The organism is Nocardia sp. NPDC060255 (genome assembly GCF_042727395.1).
GTDB lineage: Bacteria > Actinomycetota > Actinomycetes > Mycobacteriales > Mycobacteriaceae > Nocardia.
In genome coordinates this window covers 66545-87381 of sequence record NZ_JBHXAU010000034.1, presented here as the reverse complement: position 1 = coordinate 87381, position 20837 = coordinate 66545, and the positions used below count along the sequence as shown (strand labels likewise).

Here is a 20837-nt window from a genome sequence, read left to right as displayed (position 1 = left end):
CAGTGAGCTGAAGACCTGATCCCATGTTTTCTTGTGAGTAGTGCTGGGCACGTCGTGTGCCGTACCCGACTTTAGGTGCACGTCAGGTGCGCGATGTCACGTTCCCGAGGTGGTCACCTGGCTGTGGTTGCGTCACAAGCGCTTCGGAGAAGAGCGGGGTGGTCGGCGGTGGTTTCGGTGGCCGATCAAACCCGCGAGATGCCCGGCGCCGGTTTCGGTGCACGATCCACACCCGCCAGGTGCACTCCGAGCCGGTGTCCCCATGATCTGCACTCACTCTCGGGATCAGCACTCGGAATAGGGCCCTAAAGCCAGTGCAGGTCCCGAGAGAGTGCGCAGATCTTTGGCTGCGACTACTTCGTGGCGTCGCGCGCGTTCTCCGCACTCCTGCTTCTTCTTTCGCGTACTTAGCAGTGTGGCCAGGGTATGCGAGACGAGAATTGAGGATGTGCGGAGGCTACCTATCTGTCGCTTGGTCACGTCTATGGCGTGGCTCGGTGAGGGGCACAGGGTATCCGTACGCTTCACAGAGTATGTAGTCGCTGTGAGGCGTGTGGAACCTCTGTGGGTTCAATGACGTGCGGTGGGCTTGGGTTAGCTGCCTGCGCTGCCGGTGGCGGGGCGGGCGCGGCGTAGGTCGCAGGCGGCGTGGTCGGCGTCGGGGCGGTCTTCGCCGGTGCGGGCGCAGCCCTTGGTGGTGTAGCCCTGGGCGTCGTAGCCCTGGCGGTCGTAGCCCCATTTGTCGTAGCCGGAGCGGTTGTAGCCGGAGTGGTCGTAGCCCCAGTGGTCGAAACCGGCTCGGTCGTAACCGAATCGGTCATAGCCGTAGATGTCGAAGCCGTCGGGGCCGTAGCCGTCGTCGGGATCTTGGGGTTTGGGGAAGGTGGGGGTGGATGGGTCGGTGGTCACCGGCGGAGTGGTGATCGGCGGTTCGGTGGTGACCGGTGGGGTCGTCACCGGAGGGGTGGTCACCGGGGGCGCGGTGGTCACTGGCGGCGCGGTGGTGATCGGAGGCGCGGTGGTGATCGGAGGGGCCGTGGTGATCGGCGCGACGGTGGCGGGCGTGGCTGGGCTCGGATCGGGGGTTGCGAATGCGGGGATGACGAGTGTCGCTGGGCCGAGCACCAACGTTGCGGCTACGGCGGCCAGCATGACCGACTGCCGCACCGTGCGCGGTCTTCTCCACTGCGACATATTCGACCTCCATCGAGAAAGGAGCGCGCTCACCGCACTCGAATCCCCTATCGGTGAAATGTCCAATTTCGATACACGACAGTGACTTTCCCGACTACCTACTTTTTGGGGCTTGAAAGAAACACCGGTCACGACTAGGGCGGCAAACACACCGCTGAGCACCGTTTATGCGCTCGCATAAACGGTGCGCGACTACCGGTGATTCATAGCCAGGTCGGCTGGGCGGTCGGCTCGATGGTGTCGGATATCTGCGCGACGAGTTGCCATGGCCGCTGGGTGTCGGTGGTCGCCTTGCCGCTGGTCAGGATGGCACCGGACAGGCCGCGGGCCGGGTCGGCCCAGCCGTACTGGGTGGTCAGTCCGCTGCGGCCGAAGTGCGCCTGGGTGTTGCGTCCGAACTTCGATCGGCGGCCGCCGAGTTCGAAGCCTGCTCGGCTCACCCGTCCGGCCAGGCCGGGTATGCGGTTCGCCGGTTGTATCGCGTCACGCAGCGTGTCTGCCCGCATGATCCGCACGCCGTCCAGTTCCCCACCGCGGCTGAGGATTTCGTAGAAGCGCGACAACTCGGCCGCCGTGGTGACGAGGTTGCCGGACGGAAGTTCGGCGGTGAGGAAGCTCCGGGTCGCGGCGTCGGAGATCGCCCCGCCCATCCCGCCGCCGAGTGCCTTGCGCGCCAGGAACTTCGAGATGCGCGACGGCCCCGGCCCGGTCTTCACCCCGGCCACCACCTGGTCGACGTCCTCGGCCCGCACCCCGAAGTTGTTCCAGCGGAACCCCAATGGCTCGAGCACCTGCTCGGCGAGGTGTTCGCGCATCCGTTTTCCGGTAGCCCGCTGCACCAGCAGCCGTTGAATCAGCCCACTCGTCATCGCGTGATAAATACGGAACCGGCCCGGCGGCCAACTAGGCACCAGGTCGGCCAATCCCCGCACGGCCAATTCCTCGTCGACCACCAATTCGAACCCTTTATAGGGCGGTGTCACAAACGGCACGCCCGCCGAATGCGACAGCACATGACCGATGGTGATCCGTTCTTTGCCATGGGCGGCGAATTCCGGAATGTACTGGCACACCGGATCGTCGAGCCGAAACGCCTCCTGCTCGATCAGCAGGAACATCAGCGCCGCCGCAACGCCCTTGGCGGTGGAGAAACCACAGAACGGCGTCTCAGGCGTCGCGAGCACCTTCACCGCATCCGCCCTGTCCCCCGGCGCATTCCCCCATCCGTGCCCGATGGCCCGGTTCAGCACGATCTTCCCGTTGCGCCGCAGACACACCTGAATCGCGGGCGTCGTCCCCAGCCGGTACCAGTCCCGCACCGACTCCCACAGCGCCTCGACCTCGGGCGCCGACACCCCGGCCGCCGCCGGATCGTCCTCGGCGCCGATCGTCGTCACCGAGTCCACATCCTCGGCAACCGTCACCAGCGTGCTCGGAAGTGCGCTCATTTGCCCAGCATATCGACCTCGAGCTGAGATCAGGATGAGAGAAAAGGCCTGTTGGCCGCAGACTCGGTCCGCGGCGCGCAGGCCCTCGGAACACCCGGCATCAGTCCGGATCGTCCGGCACGGACGGCGCCGCGGCGAGCTCGGCCATGCGCCGCAACATCGCCGGCGCGACGGCGAATTCGAATTCGTTTCCGTTGCTGTCGAAGACGAACGTCAGGTACTCGTCTCGATGGACGGGTGCGAGCCGGACCGAGCATTGCTCGTCGACGATCACCCAGCTACCGATGGTCAATTGCTCGAACATCGAACCTCCCACCCGTTGGCCTATGCCACTGTCGATGTGCGGACTATGCCACCCTTCGCGCACGGGTGTCAATGCGGAAAAAGTGGCTATGACCTGCTGGAATGTTCCTTTTGGAACGTCCACTTATCCGGCGGGTGGACGATCTCGTCGAGCTGGATCACCGTGCCGTCCGCGGCGTGCACGGTGAGCTGATGGACCAGCACGGCGGCCGGCCGGGCCAGCGCGAGCCGGCGCCGCTCGTCGGCGGTGGCGAGCCGGGCGCCGACCCGCTCACGCAGATAGGCCACCCGGCGGTCGGTCACCGATTCGAGGTAGCGCAGCGTCCCGTCGGACAGTCGCTCGGCGCGCAGCAGCCGGGGCGCGACCTCGGCGAGCTCGCTCGGGAACCAGGACGTACCCAGTTCGGTGACGCGAGATCCGTTGCCGGTCAACCGCTTCCGCATCAGCGCCGCGCTCCCCTTCGACAGGCCGAGCACCTCGGCGACCTGGTCGGGAGCGGCGACGATCACGGCCTCGAGCACGGTCACCGACGCGCCCTCGGCGAAGGCCGATCCGTACTTCGGCACCCGATCGCGGATGGCCGGACCGTCGGCCCGATCGACCACATAGGTTCCGGAGCCTCGCCGCGATTCCACAATTCCCTGCTGCCGCAACGTATTCAGCGCCTTGGCCGCGGTCGGCCGGGCCACCCGCCACTGCGTGGCGAGCTCGCGCTCGGACGGGACCTCGTCGCCGGGTGCCAGCTCACCGCGCTCGATTCGATCGCGGAGGTGCCCCGATATCCGCAGATATTTCGGCAGCAGTTCGTCGAATTCGGGCACCGGTCGCCTCTCTGCGCGTACCGCTCAGGCCACTGGTCAGTGTAACAATCGTGCCTCACATCACAGCGGGAGTGCGCGGCCATCCAGGTCCCGGCAGGCCTTACCGCCCGGTAGAGTGCCCAACCGAGTACGGCGCTAGGGACTGGACCAGCAGAGGGGGTTTCCAGATGGCGGTACCGGACACCGGGCAGGGGACGGCAAGGCAACTGTACGCGGCGGCCACCGGCACGGGCCCCGGCCAGCCCTTCGAGCTGGCACCCGACGTCGCCGAAAACCTCGCTGCCGCTTGCGACAAGCTGGTCGAGGACCTGCATCAGGCAATGGCCACCGGACATCTCGTCACCGACGTGACCGGATTCCCGAATCTGCCCAGCGGACAAGGCCTTACCCGCGGCTTCGACGACAAGGGCAGGCAATACCTGGACACCCTGGCGGCCTTCCAGGAGACCGCGCTGCTGTTCAAGGCGGCATATCTGGCGGCGGGCAAGCGATTCGCCGATGCCGAAGCCGCGAACAAGGCCGCCATCGACCTGGTCGCCGAGCACCTAGAGGCCCGATGATTCCGCACGGCGACGGCTGAGGGGCGGCCATGGCAGATTCCGCGGCCCGCGCGGCCGCCGAGACGATCCGCCGGGAGCTGGCCGGATTACGCACCGGTGCAACCGATCCCGTCTACGCGCCGGATCGCGAACGCTTCGGCTCCTATAGCCACCAGGAGATCTGGGACCTCGTCCACGAGGCGCTCGACCCGGCCGCGCTCGGCCAGACGGCGGCGGCCTGGCAGGCCAACGCGAACGCGCTCGCCGAAGCGTTCCAGGCCTTTTCCGACGTCGCCAACCGGGAATTCGCGCACTGGTCCGGCCGCGCCGCCGACGCCGCGTTGCGAGCCACCAGGGAGTTCGTCCTCGCCGGTACCGCCGCACACGAGGTCTGCCGCGCGGTCGCGCGCTTGATGGAGTTGAATGGCGATGCCGCGCAAACGATCCGGGGCGCCATCCCGCCGCCGCTACCCTACCGGCCGCTGGACGACCCGGCGGCCGAGGCGGTCTACGGCGGCAAACGGCGGATGGCGCACGACAGCGCCGCGGCCGATATCGAAGCCGATGTCCGCGACACCATGACCTACGTCTACCTGCCGACCATGCCCGCCACCGGCAACCACGTGCCCCGCTTCACCCCACCACCCGACGGACCACCCCCCGCGGGCAACGGGGGCGCCGCACAGTGAAATGGGTGCTCACCCCGGACGAGTTCTCGCACGTCTGGGAAAACGAAACCAGCCTCGACCGCAGGCCCTACCCGGTCAACATGGTGCCCGCCGCCACCGTGCGCACCGAATCCGAGTACGCCGCACTGCGTTTGCCGCAGCGCTTCGCCCGCCAGGCCGATCCCGACCTGGCCGCCGCGCTCATGCTGTGCGGCCGCTCCGACGCGACCACCATCACCGTCTCCGGCGACCGGAATACGCCGCCGCGCAACGGCTCCGGGCCCGACACCGAGCGCATCCTGGCCTACGCCGCGGTGGTGCACAATCACGCGGGCATCCTGGTCGCCACCCCGGAAAAGGTGACCGTGCTGATGTGCCACGCCCGTCAGGTCGGCGAGCGGCTGGTGCAGATCATCGGCCCGGCCCCGGCGGGCAAGCTCGGCACCATGCGGGAACCGCAGGACGCGGTGCTCAGCCAGGAGCGCACCGAGCCGTTCGGCACCAACGGACAGCGCGGCGCCGCCCGTTTCCGGCAGACGCTGCGCAAGCCGGTCGACGGGCGCGGCTTCCTGACCGTCACGGTGGAACCCGACAACCCGATGTCACCGCCCACCCGCCATCGCACCTGGCTCGATTTCACCGGCGACGGGCGCTACCTGTTGACCACGTCCCAGGACCTCATCCTCACCCCGGTCTCCGACGACGACTTCGCGGCCCAGCTGATCAGTCTCGCGCACATCCGCTGAGCGGGGTCCCCGCTGTGGTAGTTGTGGGAGATGGCGAAGAAGCGCTGGTCTGTTCCGGCCACCGAGGCCCTGAAAGCCGATGGATTGCGGATCGCTGACCTGGACACCTCCGGCACGCCCGGCTTCAAGGGCGACAAGGCGGCCGGACAGGAACTGCTCGCCGAACGCACCGAGGTGTTGTCGGCGCTGCAGGAGCGGCTCTATGCCAACGGGCGGTCCGGTGATTCACGCAGCGTGCTGCTGGTGTTGCAGGGCATGGACACCGCGGGCAAGGGCGGCATCGTGCGGCACGTCATCGGCTCGGTCGACCCGCAGGGCGTCGACCACCACGCGTTCGGCGTGCCGACCGACGAGGAGAAGCGCCACCACTACCTGTGGCGCATCCGCAAAGCGCTGCCGCGCGGCGGCCAGCTCGGCGTGTTCGACCGCTCGCACTACGAGGACGTGCTGGTGGTGCGGGTGCACAACCTCGTCCCCAAGGAGGAGTGGGAGCCGCGCTACGACGAGATCAACGCCTTCGAGCGCGAACTCGTCGACGAGGGCACCACGGTGGTGAAGGCGGCCATGTTCGTCTCGCTCGACGAACAGAAGAAGCGGCTGATGGAGCGGCTGGAACGACCGGACAAGTACTGGAAGTTCAATCCGTCCGACATCGACGAGCGCGCCTACTGGCCCGCCTACCAAGAGGCGTACCAGGCCATGCTCGACCGCACGAACACCGATTACGCCCCGTGGCAGGTGATCCCGGCCGATCGGAAGTGGTTCTCCCGCCTCGCGATCACCGAACTGCTGATCGACGCGCTGGAGCGTCTCGACCTCGAGTGGCCCGAGGCGAAATTCGACGTCGAGGAGCAGAAGCGCCGCCTCGCCGACGCCTGAGCTCGGTAGCGGCGCCCCCGCCGCCACCGATTTCCGTTGGGCGCGAGCCTTTTACACCAGCGGGCGAACCTGCTCGGCGACGAAGCGGAGGAAGGCCGCCGGGTCCGGCTCGTCCGCGGCCGGCTGGATGATCACGGTATTCGCGCCGGCGTCGGCCAGCTTGTGGACGGCGTCGGCCACGGCGTGCGCGTCACCCGCGACGCCCGCGCCCGGTGCGTGCTGCGGCGTCCGCTCCGCGGCAAGCCGCGCCGCGGCGTCCGGGCCGGTGACCGCGAGCAGATTCGCGACCACCACGTGCTCATCGGTCCGCCCGGCCGCGGCACGTCCCTCGTCGATCAGCACCCGCGCGGCACGCACACCGTCCGCGTCGGTGATCGAATCCAGCAGCGTCCCATCGGCATGCGAACCACACAGCCGAATCGAGCGCGGCCCGCGCGCACCGGCGTAGATCCGGGGCGGCGCGAGCGGCGGCCAATCGAGCGCCACGTCGTCGAGCCGCACATAGCGGCCGTCGGTGCTGACCCGTTTGCCTGCGAGCAACGCACGCAACGCATCCAGGTACTCGCCGAGCAATGTCACTGGGGAATCGACCCGCGCACCGACCTGACCCATCCAGTCCTGCACGCCGTGCCCGACGCCGAGCAGCACCCGATCGGGAAACAGCCGGTCGAGGGTGGCGGCCTCCATCGCGGTCAACGCCACGTTCCGCAGCGGCACCGGCAGCAGCCCGATGCCGACCCGCAACCGCTCGCTCCACGCCAAAGCCGCTGCGGCACTGGCTATTCCACTCTCCAGGAAGCAGTCCTCCCAGAGCCACAACTGCTCTAGCCCGGCCTCCTCCGCGACACGGACCGCGGCACGCAGCCGCTCGGGTGGATTCTGCGGACGAAATACGGCACCGAGGACAGTCACCCGACCATTCCTACCCGGCGGGTACGACACCCTGGCGATCCCCACGACCGCGTCTGTGCCCGATATTTCGGAATCTCTCAGGTTCACCCAGGATGATGTGGCCGTGGCCCGATCACGCGGGGTTCGGTTTCCGGCTCTACCATCGTGGCGGCAGGTACCGGCAGTCGAGCGAAAGGCGTGGTGAACGCACGGTGAGCAAGAACCCGGGTGGGAAGAAGAACCCGCTGCTGGCGGCGGATCGCAGCGAGCGCAACCGCAAGATCTTCATCCAGGTGGCGGTGGCCGCCGTACTGATCGCGCTCATCGCGGCGATCGGCATCGGTGTCGCGGTGAAGAAGGCCCGCAAGGACGACCCCGGCGCGAGCCCGGCGATTCCGGCCGAGGTGAACCAGAACGCTTCGGGCATCACCGGCACGGTCACCGACAACGGCTCGATCCGCATCGGCAAGCCCGGTGCGAAGACCACCGTCCGGGTCGTCGCCGACCTGCAGTGCCCCGCCTGCAAGGGCTTCGAGGCGGCCAACTCCCAGGTGCTCGACGACAACGTGAAGAACGGCACCATCGCGGTCGAATACAACGTGATCGCGTTCCTGGACAAGGCGTCGACCACCCGTTACTCGACCCGCGCGGCGAACGCCTCGTACTGCGTCGCCGAGGCGGACCCGACCAAGTACATGGCCTGGCTGACCTCGATGTTCGCCCAGCAGCCCGCCGAGGGCGGCGCCGGCCTGACCAACGACAAGCTGGCCCAGATCGCCAAGGAAGCGGGCTACCCGGATTCGGTGGCGAGCTGCATCACGGATGTGAAGTACGACAAGTACATCCAGGCCCGCACCGATGAGGTGCTCAACAGCGGCATCAAGTCGACTCCGTCGGTCTTCGTCAACGGCAAGCAGATCCAGTCGAGCCAGGAGCTCATGGGCCCCGGCGGCCTCGCACCGGTGATCGCCGCCGCCGCGGCGCAGTGATCGTCGCCGCCCCGCCCCGGGCCGCCTGGATATTGCTTCTCGGCGGCCTGGCGGGTTGGCTGGCCGCGGTGGCGCTGACCGTCGAACGGTTCAAGCTGTTCACCGATCCGGGCTACACCCCCTCGTGCAGCATCAATCCGATCCTGTCCTGTGGCTCGGTGATGGTGACCAAGCAGGCCGCGGTCTTCGGGTTCCCGAACCCGCTCATCGGCGTCGTCGGCTTCTCCGTGCTGGTCACCCTCGCGGTGCTGTCCGTGGCCGGGATCGGGTTCCCCCGCTGGATCTGGGGCGGGCTGTTGCTCGGCCTGCTACTCGGGGTCGGTTTCGTCGGCTGGCTGATCTTCCAGAGCCTGTACCGGATCAACGCGCTGTGCCCGTACTGCATGGTGGTGTGGGCGATCATCACCCCGTTGCTCGCGGTGGTCATAGATCAGCTCTGGGGCGGGTCACGCGGCCCGCTGCGGATACTCGCGGAGTGGCGGTGGACGATCGTCGCGCTGTTCTACGCGGTGGTGCTGTTGCTGATCTTCCTGCGGTTCCAGGATTACTGGCTGTCGCTGGTCTAGTTCGGCGTGCCCAGCGCGAGCACGACGGTGACCGTGCGGCGGGCACCCGCGGGGTCGAGGATTTCGAGCTGGATCGTGTCGTCGGGCTTGTGCACGTTGATGGCGGCGTGCAAGGTCCGGGCCGAGGTGATCGGGTGCCCGTCCACCGACGTGATCACCTCGCCGTGGGTCAGCCCGGCCGCGTAGGCGGGTTGTCCGTAGATCGCCATATCGATCCGTGCCCCACCGGTTTTCGCGTCGGTGGTCAGCACGCCGAGGGTCGCGGTCGGGCCGATGTGCACGGTCTCGGTCGGCGTCCCGGAGCGGATCTGCCGGACCACCCGCATCGCGGTATCGATCGGCACCGCATACCCGTTCGGCGGCCTGCTCACCGCGCGCGCCGGATCGCCCGACGCGGCGGCGATCACCCCGATCACCGCGCCCGCGCGGTCGGCTAGCGCCCCACCGGACTGCCCGGAGGTGACCGCCGCGGCGACCTCGAGCATGCCGGTGAGCGGCTTGCGGGACAGGTCGGCGGAATTCAGCGCGACGATCGTGCTGTCCAAATCGGTGAGAGTGCCCTGGATCGCGGTAGGCGTGCCGCCGACACCGCCCGCATTGCCGATCGCCAGCACCTGGTCGCGCACCCGCGCGTCGGCCGAGCTGCCGATGCGGGCGGTCGGCAGCCCCGCCGCGCCGGACAGCGCGAGCAACGCGATATCCGCGTCGGAGTCGTAACCGAGCACGACGGCGTCGTACTCGCGCCCGTTGCCGACATCGGTGACGGTCACCGTGTCCGCGCCCTTGACCACGTGATGGCTGGTCAGCACCTGACCGTCCGCGGTGAGCACGATGCCGGACCCGGCCGCGCCGAGCCCGAACGGCTTGGTCGAGGCGCTGACATCCACCAGCGCCGGATCGACGACGGCGGCGACGGCCACCGGATCGAGCGGCGGCGGCGCGGGCTCGACGATCGGCGCGGCCACCTCGCTGGCCCCGATCTGCCACCCGGGCAACTCACCCCGATAACCGAGGAATCCGGCCACGGCGAGCAGCGCGGCGACGATCAACGCCAGCGCGCGGCCACCAAACCGATGCTCATTCATTGTTCTCCGCCTCGATGCCTGCGAATTCCATTGTGGCCGGAGATCTTCACCGTAGATCAGAAAACGGTCCGGATGGCGGCCGATCACCGCCGAAATACCCGCGTGTCCGAATTTCAGTCGGGTCCGTTATGCGTCGGGTTTGGCATGTGGTGGCATGCGGCGGTAGGCATGTATGCATGACAACTGCTGCCGCGTACGCCCTATCCAGTTCTGACGGCGCGTTCGAGAAGGTGACGATCGAGCGCAGGGACCTCGGTCCGCGCGATGTCTTGATCGACATCAAATACGCGGGCATCTGCCATTCCGATATTCACACCGCCCGCGACGAGTGGGGCGGCACCAAATATCCCGTGGTGCCCGGTCACGAGATCGCGGGCCTGGTCGCCGCGGTCGGGTCCGAGGTGAGCAAATATCAGGTCGGCGACCGCGTCGGCGTCGGCTGCATGGTGAATTCCTGCGGGAAATGCGGTCCGTGCCTGGCCAACGAGGAGCAGTACTGCACCCGCGGCGCCACCATGACCTACAACACGACCGTCGATCCGGCGGTCCAGGCCAACGGATACACGATGGGCGGCTACTCCACCCAGATCGTGGTGACCGAGAACTTCGTCGTCGGCATCCCCGAGGGGATCGGGCTCGACCAGGCCGCGCCGCTGCTGTGCGCGGGCGTCACCCTGTTCTCCCCGCTGCGGCACTGGAACGCCGGGCCGGGCAAGAAGGTCGCCATCATCGGCATGGGCGGGCTCGGGCACGTCGGGGTGAAGATCGCGGCCGCGCTCGGCGCGGAGGTCACCGTGCTCAGTCACTCGCTGAGCAAGCAGGAGGACGGCAAGCTGTTCGGCGCGAGCCACTACTACGCGACCAGCGACCGGGAGACCTTCCGCGAACTGCGCGGCAAGTTCGACCTCATCCTCAACACCGTCTCGGCCGATCTGCCGATCGATCACTACATGAAGCTGCTGAATCTCGACGGCACCCTGGTGCTCCTCGGGCTTCCGGAAAACCCGATCAGCGTCAAGCCGTTCACCCTCGTGGGCTTTCGGCGCTCGCTGGCCGGTTCATCGATCGGCGGCATCGCGCAAACCCAGGAGATGCTGAACTTCTGCGCCCAGCACGGCATCGGCGCGGAGATCGAGGTGATCTCGGCCGACGAGATCGACGGCGCCTACGACCGCGTGGTGGCCAGCGATGTCCGCTACCGCTTCGTCATCGACGTGTCCACGATGTAAGTGCCTGGCGGGTTGACCGGTAGACCCGCCCCGACGTGGGTACGTTTGGCGATGTGGCCTCGGATGAAGACGACAGCGCGACACGGCCCACCGACGCACCGGCGGCGGCCGGCGGCGACGCCGTGGTCACCGCGGAGATGACGACCGGTCCGCCGCCGTGGTTGCTGCGGGCGTTCCTGCTCGCCGCGGCGACGGTGGCCGGGCTGTTCGCGGGGTTCTGGGCCCTGACCCGGTTGCAGGGCTTGCTGACCATTCTGCTGGTTTCGCTGTTCCTGGCGTTCGCCATCGAGCCCGCGGTGAACGCGCTCGCGCGCCGCGGGATGAAGCGCGGACTCGCCACGGGGGTGGTCTTTCTCGTCCTGGCCACCGTCGTCGTCGGCTTCTTCTGGGCGCTCGGCTCGCTGCTGATCGATCAGGTCACCACCCTGGTCAACAACGCGCCGCAGTATGCGGACCAGGGCATCGACTGGATCAACCGCACCTTCAAGACGAACCTGTCCGGCACCGACATCGAGAAATACACCAGTAACTGGAGCAAGTATCTCGAGGGCGCGGCCGGAAACGCCTGGGACATCGGCACCAAGACGGTCGGGGTGGTCTTCCAGTCCCTCGGCGTGCTGCTGTTCACCTATTATTTCGCCGCCGACGGCCCGCGTTTCCGCAACGCCGTGTGCTCGCTGCTGCCGCCACGCAAGCAGCGACATGTGTTGCGCGCCTGGGATATCGCGGTGGAGAAGACCGGCGGCTACATTTACTCGCGCGGCTTGCTCGCGCTCGCTTCGACCATCGCGCACTATGTCGCGTTGCGGGTGCTCGATGTGCCGTCGGCCTTCGCGCTCGCGCTGTGGGTGGGCGTCGTCTCGCAGTTCATCCCGACGGTGGGCACCTACCTGGCCGGCGCGCTGCCGGTCATCGTCGCGCTGGTGCACAGCCCCTCCGACGCGCTGTGGATCCTCGGCTTCATCGTGGTGTACCAGCAGTTCGAAAACTATGTGCTGCAACCGAGAATCACCGCGACCACCCTGGACATGCACCCGGCCGTCGCCTTCGGCGCGGTACTGGCGGGCGCGGCCTTACTCGGCGCGACCGGTGCGCTGCTTGCCATTCCGGTCACCGCGACCGTGCAGGCCTTCGCCGGGGCCTACGTCCGGCGCTACGAGGTGCAAACCGATGTCGACCACGACGCACCGCTACCACCGGCACCGCCGAAGCCTCATCGAAAGTGGGCTCGCCAGTTGACTATTCGGTTCACCGGCGCAGATCGGCCGAAAGGCGAGTAGTCGCACAGCGGCGGATCTGCTCGATCAGGGCCAGCGTGACCTTCTCCAGCTGCCCCCGGCTGTGCTGCGCGGTGTCGTGCTCGACCTGAATGGTGAGCCGGTCGCCGACCGTGAAGACGGTGAGCTTCGGCGGCATGCCCGGACCCATCGCGAAGACGTCGTCGCGCACGTGCCGGATACCCGCCGGCGTTGAATGTGCGGGCAGGCGGCCGATATTGGAGATGGCCAGGGTGGGCGCGGCGGCAAACGCGGCGGCCGTCGCCGCATCCGTGACGCGCTGCGCGGCCAGTGGGAATCGGCCCGCTTCGTGCCGTTCGGCTGCGGCCTGCATGCCCGCCGTCACCAGTAGACCGAGGCCGATCGGGCTGTGGTCCGGGTCGACCTCCGCCGCGGTGCCGACGCCTGACGCGAAATTCACCATCGTGTTCGCGGGCACCGGCGGCGTCAGCTCGCCGCGGACGTCCACCGCGTGCCCGCAGATCATCGGCAGCGCACCGGTGGCCGGGTCGATCTGGGTACGGAACGCTACCAGTGCCGCGCCGGTGAGCAAGCTGTTGACCGAGATGCCGTGCGCGCGAGCGGAATCGACCAGCGCCCGGGTTTCGGCGGCATCCAATTCGATGCGCCGCACCGCGAATCGTCCGAGCGGATCAGCACCGCGGCCGTCCCCGTCGTCGGGCAGCTGCCGCGGCGCCGCCGCCGGGTCGATCATCGTCACACTCGCGCGGACGAGCTCCAGGAACTCGGCCACCTCCGCCTCGGAAAAGACCTCGGCGAGACGGGTATCCATCGCCGCAGGCAACGACTGGTCCGAATCGTCCACCGGCAGCGGCCTTCCCGCGAGGTGCGCGGTGTAGCGCCGCCAGAACTCCGCGAGCAGCGCGAAAGCCGATCGGCCATCGGAGATGCCGTGATGGATGATCAACACCAGCTGCTGACGCTCACCCGCACGCAGCAGCTGGGCACGGAACAACCCGTCGGTCCAGTCCCGCGGGCCGTTCACCAGCCGCAGATAGTCGGCCTCGTCGCCGTCCGCGATATCTAGAAGCGGGCGATAGTCGTCGTCGCGGTGCAGGTGCATCGTGCCGTCGGCCTCGGTCACCACCTTGCTGCGCAGCAACGGATGGATGGCAGCCAGTTCGCCGAGGACTCGGCGCAGGATCTCGGCGTCGAGCACGCCGTGCACGGTGGAGCCGATGAACAGCGGCATGCCACCGGTCGGCACACTGCCGAGCTTGGTATCCGTGCCGAAAAACGTGATTTCGAAGGGGGAAATGGGACGCTGTGCGGTCATGCCCCGACCATACGCACGTTTCAAACGCTTGTCACAAACATATGTATGAAACGATTGTCACAAACACACGTATGCCCAGCTGCTATCGTGCGGAGGTGGGAACCCGAGACGACCTCCTCGCCGCGGCCAAGCAGTGCCTGGCCGAACGCGGCTACGCGCGCACCACCGTGCGCGACATCGTGGCCGCCTCCGGCACCAACCTGGCGGCGATCAACTACCACTTCGGCACCCGCGACAAACTGCTCAGCCAGGCCATGATGGAGTCGAGCGCCACTGCGGTACAGGCGATCCTGGACTCACTGCCCGCCGACGACACCGCCGATCCGGCCGCCCGCCTGCGCGCCTTCTTGCAGCGGCTGATCGCCTCATTCACCGAGGACCGGCTGCTCTGGTCGGCCAATATCGAAAGTCTCGTGCAGGCGCTGCACTCCCCCGAGCTGCGCGCCGAACTCGGCACCGCGCAAGGCCAAGCGCGCGAAGCGCTTTCGCACGTCTTCGACACCGCGACGCCCGATCCCGCCATCGGCGCGGTGTTGCAGACCATGATCGGCGGACTGCTCGTCCAATGGCTGGTCGATCCCGCCAACGCGCCCTCTGCCGAGACCATCGCCGCGGGCCTGCGCGCGCTGGCCGCCGGGCTCGCCGCGGCCTGACCGGCACCGGGCGACCGCCCGGCGAACTCGTCGGCCCGTGCTAACGTTCCCGCCCGTGCCGATCACCCATGCTGGAACGATGGCGATTCTGCTGGCGCTGGTGTCGATGTGCGCCACGCTGGTCGGTGGCTACGTCGCGGTCCGTATCGGCGACCGCAAACATCTGGTGCTCGGCCTGGCCGCCGGTGTGATGCTCGGCGTGGTCTTCTTCGATCTGCTGCCCGAGGCGCTCGAACAGTCCAGCCAACACGTGCTCGGCGTGCCCGCCGCGTTGATCACCGCGGTGGTCGGGTTTCTCACCATCCACGTCATCGAGCGCGCGGTCGCCATCCACACCGGGCACGAGCAGGAATTCGGCACGCACACACACGGTTTCGAGTCCGTCGGCCTACTCGCCGCGGCGGGCTTGATCTTTCACAGCCTGCTGGACGGTTTCGGCATCGGCCTCGGCTATCAGGCGGGCGCCACCGTCGGCGCCGCGGTGGCCATCGCGGTCATCTCGCACGACTTCGCCGACGGCTTCAACACTTTCACCATCTCGACCCTCTACGGCAACGCGCGCAAACGGGCACTGACGCTGCTCGGCCTCGACGCCATCGCCCCCGTCGTCGGCGCGATACTCGGCACGCTGATCCACGTCCCGCAGAGCGTGGTCGGCCTCTACCTCGGCTACTTCGCCGGTTTCCTGCTCTACCTCGCCACCGCCGACATCCTGCCCGAGGCGCACGCCGTGCACCCGTCCCGCCTCACCCTCGCGTGCACCGTGGCGGGCGCGGCGCTGATGCTGGGCGTCGCCGCGCTCAATCACTGAACGACGAAGGCCGCCTTCCCGTAATAGGAAGACGGCCTTGGTCTTTCAAGCTATGGAGCTACTACCGTCCGGCGCGAGCGGCAGGTGCCTGCTCACGGGTCGCGACGGTGCGGGTGCGCGGCGCTCCGCTGCGGGCGGAACGGGTCGCGGGGCGGCCTGCGCCGTCAATGCCGTGGGTCGTGGCACCGTTGCCGCCACGACCGTTCCGACTCCGCGGCTGTCCACCGCCGGCGAACGGTGCGGCGTCACCGGCACCACGTCCACCGCGACCACGCGACTGACCACCGGCGGCACCGCGCGAGGCGGTGTCATCGGCGCCACGCGCAGTGCGGGTGCGCGGCTGTCCACCGGCAGCGGCGCCGTCCCGCGGACCACGCTCGCCACGACTACGGGCCTGCCCGGCAGGCGCGCTGTAGCGACGATCGCCACCGCCACGACGGTTGCGGTTGCCCTGGGTGTCGGCATTCGAGCTCACCGGCACCGCGCTCGGCGCGACCCGCGGCGCGACAGTACCGACCAGCGCCGTCACCGGCACCGAATCGGCGGTCACCCGCTGGGAAGCGACATTGATGTTGGCCTTGCGCAGCAGCGCCGCCACATCCCGGCGCTGCTCGGGCAGCACGACGGTGACGACGTCACCGGAGCTGCCCGCGCGGGCGGTACGCCCGGAACGATGCAGGTAAGCCTTGTGCTCGGCGGGCGGATCGACGTGCACGACCAGCTCGACGTCGTCCACGTGCACACCGCGCGCCGCGATATCGGTCGCGACGAGCACCCGGGCCGAGCCGTTGGTGAAGGCGGCCAGGTTGCGGTCGCGGGCCACCTGCGACAGGTTGCCGTGCAGATCCGTCGCGGGAATGCCCACCATGCTCAGCTGCTTGGCGAGCTTGCGGGCCTGATGCTTGGTGCGCATGAACAGGATTCGACGCCCGGATCCTGCCGCGAGGGTCTCCACCAGGACGCGCTTGGCCTCGACGCCACCGACCTCGAAGACGTGGTGGGTCATCGCGGGCACCGGTGAGTCCGCCGTGTCGACGGAGTGGTTGGCCGGGTTGCGCATGAACTGCTTGACCAGCTTGTTGACGCCGTTGTCCAGCGTCGCGGAGAACAGCAGCCGCTGCCCGCCGCTCGGGGTGGCGGCCAGGATGCGGGTCACCGCGGGCAGGAAGCCGAGGTCGGCCATGTGGTCGGCCTCGTCGAGCACGGTGATCTGCACGTCCTGCAGCGAGACCAGGCGCTGACGCATCAGGTCTTCGAGCCGGCCGGGGCAGGCGACGACGATATCGACACCGGCCGAGAACGCCTTGGCCTGCCGGTGCTGGGAAACGCCACCCATGATGGTGGTCACCTTCAGCCCGGCGGCGGTGGCCATCGGCTCCAGCGCGGCGGCGATCTGGGTCGCCAGCTCACGGGTCGGGGCGAGGATCAGGCCGCGCGGCCGACGGCCGGGACGCTGCTCGCCGCCGGCGAGGCGGTCGACCATCGGGATGGAAAAGGCGAGCGTCTTGCCGCTACCCGTCTTGCCGCGGGCGAGCACGTCGCGACCGGCCAGGGTGTCGGGCAGCGTGGCCGCCTGGATGGGGAAAGGAGCGGTGATGCCACTCGCCGTGAGGGCGCCGACCAGCTTCGCGCCGACTCCGAGAGCGGCGAACGACGTGGTGGGGGCAGGGCTCGAAACAGGGGTTGTCATATGTGGTGGGTGTGCCTTCCAGGCATCGGGGTGTACCCCAGCGCTGCGCAGGACGGTGGTCCGTGCGTTCGGTGTTATGACACCCAGCTGAGGCGCCGACGCGAAAGGTAAGACATCCACGACGGATCGAGAGGGAGCGTGAAGATCAACGCTTGCCTTTGGTAACTCTACCGCAACCTCGAGTATTCCTCGCCTTCAGACCGAGAGGTCCGCAAGTGGGTTACGTCACGACGCTTCGGACAGGGTATGACCGCCGATGTCGCACAGCCCACACACTGACACTGCCGGCGACCCGAGGCCACGGCGCGAACGAAGACCGCCCCCTGCGAAAACAGGGGGCGGCCAACGTAGTTCGCTTACTCGTTCGCGAGCGCGCGCCTGCGCACCCGGCGCGCGGCCGCGACCAGATTGCGCAACGACGGCTCCAACTGCCAGTAGTGCCGCGTCTTCAGCCCACCGTCCGGATTCGCCCATAGTCGATCCGGCGTGATGGCTTCCGCTGCGGCGGTGAGCAATTCGTCCAGCTCGTCGATGTCCGGGATCCGCGCCGAGCGGCTCTCGTACACACCGGGGCCGACGCCGTGACTCAGCCCGTGATCGGTGCCGCTGTCCGCCTTGAGCGCCTTGACCACCCACTCGATCGAGCGAGTCGCCACGATCGCGGTGACGTCGCAGTCGAGTTCCTCGATCGCCTCGACCACCTCGGCCCGGCCGGAATACCCGATGTGCGTGTGGATCTGGGTTTCCGGCTTGACCCCGGAGGTGGCCAGCCGGAACGCGCCGACCGCCCAGCGCAGGTACTGCGCCCGGCCTTCCGGCCGCAGCGGCAGCATCTCGCGCAGCGCGGGCTCGTCCACCTGGATGATGGCGATGCCCGCCTTCTCCAGGTCGGCCAGCTCGTCGCGGATGGCCAGGGCCACCTGGTCCGCGGTCTCGTGCAACGGCAGGTCCTGCCGGACGAACGAGCGAGCCAGCATGGTGACCGGCCCGGTGACCATGCCCTTGACCGGCTTGTCGGTCAACGACTGGGCGTAGCTGATCCACTCCACCGACATCGGCGCGGGCCGCGACACGTCGCCGTAGATGATCGGCGGTCGCACGCACCGGGATCCGTACACCTGCACCCAGCCGAAGTGAGTGGTCGCGAAGCCGTCCAGCAGCTCGGCGAAGTACTGGATCATGTCGTTGCGCTCGTGCTCGCCGTGCACCAGCACGTCCAGGCCGATGTCCTCCTGCAGCCGGATGGTCGCCTCGATCTCGGCTTCGATCCGCTTCTTGTAGTCGTCGAAGGACAGTCGGCCCTGCCCGAGGTCGTAGCGCGCCTGCCGGATCTTGTTGGTCTGCGGGAACGAACCGAGCGTGGTCGCGGGCACCGGCGGCAGGTTCAGCTTGGCCTGCTGGGCCGTCCGGCGCACCGAATAGGGCTCGCGCGTACGCATTTCCGGCGTGACCGCGTAAACCCGTTGCCGCACCGCGTGCTTCTGCTTGAAGTGCACCTCGGTCGGCCGCTTGCGCCAGCCCTCCGACGGGCCGTCGGTGAGCGCCTTGGCGAGCGAAACCACCTCGCCCACCTTCTGTTTCGCGAAGGCGAGCCGATCGGCCACGTTGCCGGGGATGTCGTACTCGATGAGCAGGTCGTAGGGCACGTGCAGCAGCGTCGTCCCGGTCGACACGACCATGTCCGGGCACACCTGCGCGAGCCGGTTCAGGTACTCGAGCGTGACGTGCCGGTCGGCCCGCCAGACGTTTTGACCGCTGATCACCCCGGCGTACAGGCGCTTACGCCGAATGCCGGGGATCTCCGCGAGGTCCTCCGGAGTGATCCGGTAGCTGGACAGGTCCAGCCCGATGGCCTCCACATTGCTGGCCGCCAGGATCCGCAGCGCCTCACCGAAATCGCCGTACTGCCCGGTGACCAACATCCGGGGACGCAGCGGCGCCTTCGAAAGTCGTTGGTAGGCAGCCTCGAACGCGGCCAGCTCGGCGGGCGTGCGCTCGCTGGTGAACGCGGGCTCGTCCAGCTGCACGCAGGTCGAGCCGCGCTTGGCCAGGATCTCGAACAACTGCTCGTACGCCGGCAGCAGCTTGTCCAGCAGCTTCAGCGTGTCGAACTCGTCCTGACCCGGGATCTGGCCGGCCTTGGACAGCAGCAACAGCGACAGCGGGCCGAGCACGACCGGCCGCAGCTCGATACCGCGCTCCTTGGCCCGGTCGAATTCGTCCAGCAGCGCCTCGGGGTGCAGCGAGAATTCGGTGTCGGCATCCAATTCCGGCTGCCGGTAGTGATAATTCGTGCCGAAGAAGCGCACCAGTTCCAGCGGCGGCACATCCGGATTGCCGCGCGCCATCAGGAAATAGAAGTCCAGCGGGTCCAGTCCCTCGCGATACTGCTCGAACCGCTTGGGCACGGCGCCGAACAACAGGGCGTTGTCCAGCACGTGGTCGTAGAACGAGAAGGTGTTGCCGGGGACCTGGGTCAACCCGGTGGCGGCGAGTTCGTTGAACTGCCGCTCCTGAATGTCACGGCCCACCGCGAGCAATTCGGCGCGGGGAATCGCACCGCGCCAATAGGCCTCGAGTGCCCGCTTGAGTTCTCGATGCGGCCCGATTCGCGGGTAGCCGAGGATGCTCGACCCGTAGCCGTCGGTCACGTTCACCATGAGCGCGCTGCTCCCTTCGATGGCTGTGCGGCGCCCACTGAGAACAACGGACGCCGCACGCTAAAGCGCCTGGGTTTTGATCGAAACGAGCTCAGGCCCGGTTGTACTGGTAGAAACCCGCGCCGGTCTTCTTGCCGAGCAACCCGGCTTCGACCATACGCATGAGCAGCGGCGGCGCGGAGTACAGCGGCTCCTTGAATTCCTGGTACATCGAGTCGGCGATCGACTTGACGGTATCCAGGCCGACCAGGTCGGTCAGCGCCAGCGGACCCATCGGGTGCGCGCAGCCCAAGACCATCGCCTTGTCCACGTCGTCCTTGGTGGCGAAGCCGGACTCGACCATCCGGATGGCCGAGAGCAGGTACGGCACCAGCAGCGCGTTCACCACGAATCCGGAGCGGTCGGCCGAGCGGACGACCTGCTTGTCCAGCACGTCACCGGCGAACGCCTCGGCCCGCTTGGACACCTCTTCGCTGGTCTTCAGCGTGGTGACCAGTTCGACCAGCGGCAGCACCGGCACCGGGTTGAAGAAGTGCATGCCGACCACGCGCTCGGGCTGGGTGGTGGCGACCGCGATCTTCATGATCGGGATGGACGAGGTGTTGGAGGCCAGCACGGCGGACGGGTCGGTGACGACCTTGTCCAGCTCGGCGAAGATGGCGGTCTTGACCTTCTCGTCCTCGAGCACCGCCTCGACCACCAGCTGGCGGTCGGCGAAGTCGCTGAGGTCGGAGGTGAAGCGCAGTCGCCATGCGGCCTGCTCGCGCTCGCGCTCGGTGATCTTGCCGCTGCTGACGCCGCGGTCGAGCGAACGCAGGATGCGAGAGCGACCCGCGGCGGCCAATTCCCTGGTCTGTTCGAAGACGAGCACGTCGACGTGCGCCCTCGCACACACCTCCGCGATTCCGGCACCCATCTGTCCGGCACCGATGATGCCGACGCGTTGAATCTTCTCGCTGCTCACGTCCCGCTCCTGCTGTTGGTCTGGCTAGTCGGTGGCTGGAGGGGGTGTGCTCTGGTGTGAGCGACCCCTCGATGGTCCAAGGTATAGGGATGCCCTCCCTGCTGGGGCTGTTCAGCAGGGAGGGCG

The 20837-nt window shown here is 67.9% G+C and carries 20 protein-coding genes; 10 read left to right on the top strand and 10 right to left on the bottom strand.

Annotated elements, in window-relative coordinates; genetic code table 11:
• Positions 1–594 precede the first annotated feature (594 nt).
• The 4 genes from ACFWF1_RS39635 to ACFWF1_RS39620 form a co-directional block, all read right to left on the bottom strand.
• Positions 595–1194, bottom strand: a complete 600-nt coding sequence (locus tag ACFWF1_RS39635; protein WP_379284443.1) for a hypothetical protein — start codon at positions 1192–1194, stop codon at positions 595–597.
• A 203-nt stretch (positions 1195–1397) separates the two neighbouring features.
• Positions 1398–2642 carry a serine hydrolase gene (locus ACFWF1_RS39630; RefSeq protein WP_379284441.1) on the bottom strand — a complete coding sequence of 415 codons (1245 nt, stop codon included), beginning with the start codon at positions 2640–2642 and terminating at the stop codon, positions 1398–1400.
• Between the two features lie 100 nt (positions 2643–2742).
• Positions 2743–2946 (bottom strand): hypothetical protein, encoded by a 204-nt coding sequence (locus ACFWF1_RS39625; RefSeq protein ID WP_379284440.1) that lies wholly within the window; start codon positions 2944–2946, stop codon positions 2743–2745.
• A gap of 86 nt (positions 2947–3032) precedes the next feature.
• Positions 3033–3767 (bottom strand): GntR family transcriptional regulator, encoded by a 735-nt coding sequence (locus ACFWF1_RS39620; protein WP_379284439.1) that lies wholly within the window; start codon positions 3765–3767, stop codon positions 3033–3035.
• Between the two features lie 167 nt (positions 3768–3934).
• On the opposite strand from ACFWF1_RS39620, the gene ACFWF1_RS39615 reads away from it, so the two are divergent.
• The 4 genes from ACFWF1_RS39615 to ACFWF1_RS39600 are packed head-to-tail and all read left to right on the top strand — an operon-like array spanning position 3935 to position 6599.
• Positions 3935–4327: a hypothetical protein gene (locus ACFWF1_RS39615; RefSeq protein WP_379284438.1), complete on the top strand. Its 393-nt coding sequence runs from the start codon at positions 3935–3937 to the stop codon at positions 4325–4327.
• A 29-nt stretch (positions 4328–4356) separates the two neighbouring features.
• Complete coding sequence (locus ACFWF1_RS39610; protein WP_379284436.1) at positions 4357–4995, top strand: hypothetical protein; 639 nt, start codon at positions 4357–4359, stop codon at positions 4993–4995.
• 5 nt (positions 4996–5000) lie between these two features.
• Entirely contained in the window at positions 5001–5720 is a 720-nt protein-coding gene (locus ACFWF1_RS39605) for an ESX secretion-associated protein EspG (RefSeq protein WP_379284435.1), read from the top strand.
• Positions 5721–5750: 30 nt separating this feature from the next.
• Positions 5751–6599 (top strand): polyphosphate kinase 2 family protein, encoded by an 849-nt coding sequence (locus ACFWF1_RS39600; protein ID WP_379284433.1) that lies wholly within the window; start codon positions 5751–5753, stop codon positions 6597–6599.
• Positions 6600–6650: 51 nt separating this feature from the next.
• On the opposite strand, the gene ACFWF1_RS39595 is transcribed toward ACFWF1_RS39600, so the two are convergent.
• Positions 6651–7511, bottom strand: a complete 861-nt coding sequence (locus ACFWF1_RS39595; RefSeq protein ID WP_379284431.1) for an LLM class flavin-dependent oxidoreductase — start codon at positions 7509–7511, stop codon at positions 6651–6653.
• Between the two features lie 191 nt (positions 7512–7702).
• On the opposite strand from ACFWF1_RS39595, the gene ACFWF1_RS39590 reads away from it, so the two are divergent.
• Entirely contained in the window at positions 7703–8479 is a 777-nt protein-coding gene (locus tag ACFWF1_RS39590; RefSeq protein ID WP_379284430.1) for a DsbA family protein, read from the top strand.
• Complete coding sequence (locus ACFWF1_RS39585; protein ID WP_379284480.1) at positions 8479–9045, top strand: vitamin K epoxide reductase family protein; 567 nt, start codon at positions 8479–8481, stop codon at positions 9043–9045. Before ACFWF1_RS39590 ends, ACFWF1_RS39585 begins: the two co-directional genes overlap by 1 nt.
• On the opposite strand, the gene ACFWF1_RS39580 is transcribed toward ACFWF1_RS39585, so the two are convergent.
• Positions 9042–10130, bottom strand: a complete 1089-nt coding sequence (locus ACFWF1_RS39580) for a S1C family serine protease (protein ID WP_379284428.1) — start codon at positions 10128–10130, stop codon at positions 9042–9044. The genes ACFWF1_RS39585 and ACFWF1_RS39580 overlap by 4 nt on opposite strands.
• A 176-nt stretch (positions 10131–10306) precedes the next feature.
• Here ACFWF1_RS39580 and ACFWF1_RS39575 point away from each other — a divergent pair, with 176 nt between their 5' ends.
• Together ACFWF1_RS39575 and ACFWF1_RS39570 are read left to right on the top strand one after the other, a co-directional pair.
• Positions 10307–11359 (top strand): NAD(P)-dependent alcohol dehydrogenase, encoded by a 1053-nt coding sequence (locus ACFWF1_RS39575; RefSeq protein WP_379284426.1) that lies wholly within the window; start codon positions 10307–10309, stop codon positions 11357–11359.
• Between the two features lie 53 nt (positions 11360–11412).
• On the top strand, positions 11413–12639 hold the full coding sequence (locus ACFWF1_RS39570; RefSeq protein WP_379284424.1) for an AI-2E family transporter: 1227 nt from the start codon (positions 11413–11415) through the stop codon (positions 12637–12639).
• Here the strand turns inward: ACFWF1_RS39570 and ACFWF1_RS39565 are convergent.
• Positions 12608–13933 carry a condensation domain-containing protein gene (locus ACFWF1_RS39565; RefSeq protein WP_379284423.1) on the bottom strand — a complete coding sequence of 442 codons (1326 nt, stop codon included), beginning with the start codon at positions 13931–13933 and terminating at the stop codon, positions 12608–12610. The genes ACFWF1_RS39570 and ACFWF1_RS39565 overlap by 32 nt on opposite strands.
• A 95-nt stretch (positions 13934–14028) precedes the next feature.
• Here ACFWF1_RS39565 and ACFWF1_RS39560 point away from each other — a divergent pair, with 95 nt between their 5' ends.
• Together ACFWF1_RS39560 and ACFWF1_RS39555 are read left to right on the top strand one after the other, a co-directional pair.
• Positions 14029–14586, top strand: a complete 558-nt coding sequence (locus ACFWF1_RS39560) for a TetR/AcrR family transcriptional regulator (protein ID WP_379284422.1) — start codon at positions 14029–14031, stop codon at positions 14584–14586.
• A gap of 79 nt (positions 14587–14665) precedes the next feature.
• Complete coding sequence (locus ACFWF1_RS39555) at positions 14666–15397, top strand: ZIP family metal transporter (protein WP_379284420.1); 732 nt, start codon at positions 14666–14668, stop codon at positions 15395–15397.
• A 61-nt stretch (positions 15398–15458) separates the two neighbouring features.
• Here ACFWF1_RS39555 and ACFWF1_RS39550 read toward each other — a convergent pair whose 3' ends face one another.
• From ACFWF1_RS39550 to ACFWF1_RS39540, 3 genes are all read right to left on the bottom strand, one after another.
• Positions 15459–17087: a DEAD/DEAH box helicase gene (locus tag ACFWF1_RS39550; protein WP_379284419.1), complete on the bottom strand. Its 1629-nt coding sequence runs from the start codon at positions 17085–17087 to the stop codon at positions 15459–15461.
• A 356-nt stretch (positions 17088–17443) separates the two neighbouring features.
• A complete protein-coding gene (gene metE / locus ACFWF1_RS39545) occupies positions 17444–19747 on the bottom strand; it encodes a 5-methyltetrahydropteroyltriglutamate--homocysteine S-methyltransferase (RefSeq protein WP_379284418.1) in 2304 nt (767 codons plus the stop codon).
• Between the two features lie 91 nt (positions 19748–19838).
• Positions 19839–20711 (bottom strand): 3-hydroxybutyryl-CoA dehydrogenase, encoded by an 873-nt coding sequence (locus ACFWF1_RS39540; RefSeq protein ID WP_357385319.1) that lies wholly within the window; start codon positions 20709–20711, stop codon positions 19839–19841.
• Positions 20712–20837 lie beyond the last annotated feature (126 nt).

Excerpts from the sequence above, each read along its gene's own strand:
- ACFWF1_RS39630 (WP_379284441.1), bottom strand. The coding sequence starts at position 2,642 with ATGAGCGCACTTCCGAGCACGCTGGTGACGGTTGCCGAGGATGTGGAC.
- ACFWF1_RS39600 (WP_379284433.1), top strand. The coding sequence starts at position 5,751 with ATGGCGAAGAAGCGCTGGTCTGTTCCGGCCACCGAGGCCCTGAAAGCC.
- ACFWF1_RS39575 (WP_379284426.1), top strand. The coding sequence starts at position 10,307 with ATGACAACTGCTGCCGCGTACGCCCTATCCAGTTCTGACGGCGCGTTC.
- ACFWF1_RS39550 (WP_379284419.1), bottom strand. The coding sequence starts at position 17,087 with ATGACAACCCCTGTTTCGAGCCCTGCCCCCACCACGTCGTTCGCCGCT.
- ACFWF1_RS39625 (WP_379284440.1), bottom strand. The coding sequence starts at position 2,946 with ATGTTCGAGCAATTGACCATCGGTAGCTGGGTGATCGTCGACGAGCAA.
- ACFWF1_RS39615 (WP_379284438.1), top strand. The coding sequence starts at position 3,935 with ATGGCGGTACCGGACACCGGGCAGGGGACGGCAAGGCAACTGTACGCG.
- ACFWF1_RS39555 (WP_379284420.1), top strand. The coding sequence starts at position 14,666 with ATGGCGATTCTGCTGGCGCTGGTGTCGATGTGCGCCACGCTGGTCGGT.
- ACFWF1_RS39565 (WP_379284423.1), bottom strand. The coding sequence starts at position 13,933 with ATGACCGCACAGCGTCCCATTTCCCCCTTCGAAATCACGTTTTTCGGC.
- ACFWF1_RS39580 (WP_379284428.1), bottom strand. The coding sequence starts at position 10,130 with ATGAATGAGCATCGGTTTGGTGGCCGCGCGCTGGCGTTGATCGTCGCC.
- metE (WP_379284418.1), bottom strand. The coding sequence starts at position 19,747 with ATGGTGAACGTGACCGACGGCTACGGGTCGAGCATCCTCGGCTACCCG.
- ACFWF1_RS39635 (WP_379284443.1), bottom strand. The coding sequence starts at position 1,194 with ATGTCGCAGTGGAGAAGACCGCGCACGGTGCGGCAGTCGGTCATGCTG.
- ACFWF1_RS39610 (WP_379284436.1), top strand. The coding sequence starts at position 4,357 with ATGGCAGATTCCGCGGCCCGCGCGGCCGCCGAGACGATCCGCCGGGAG.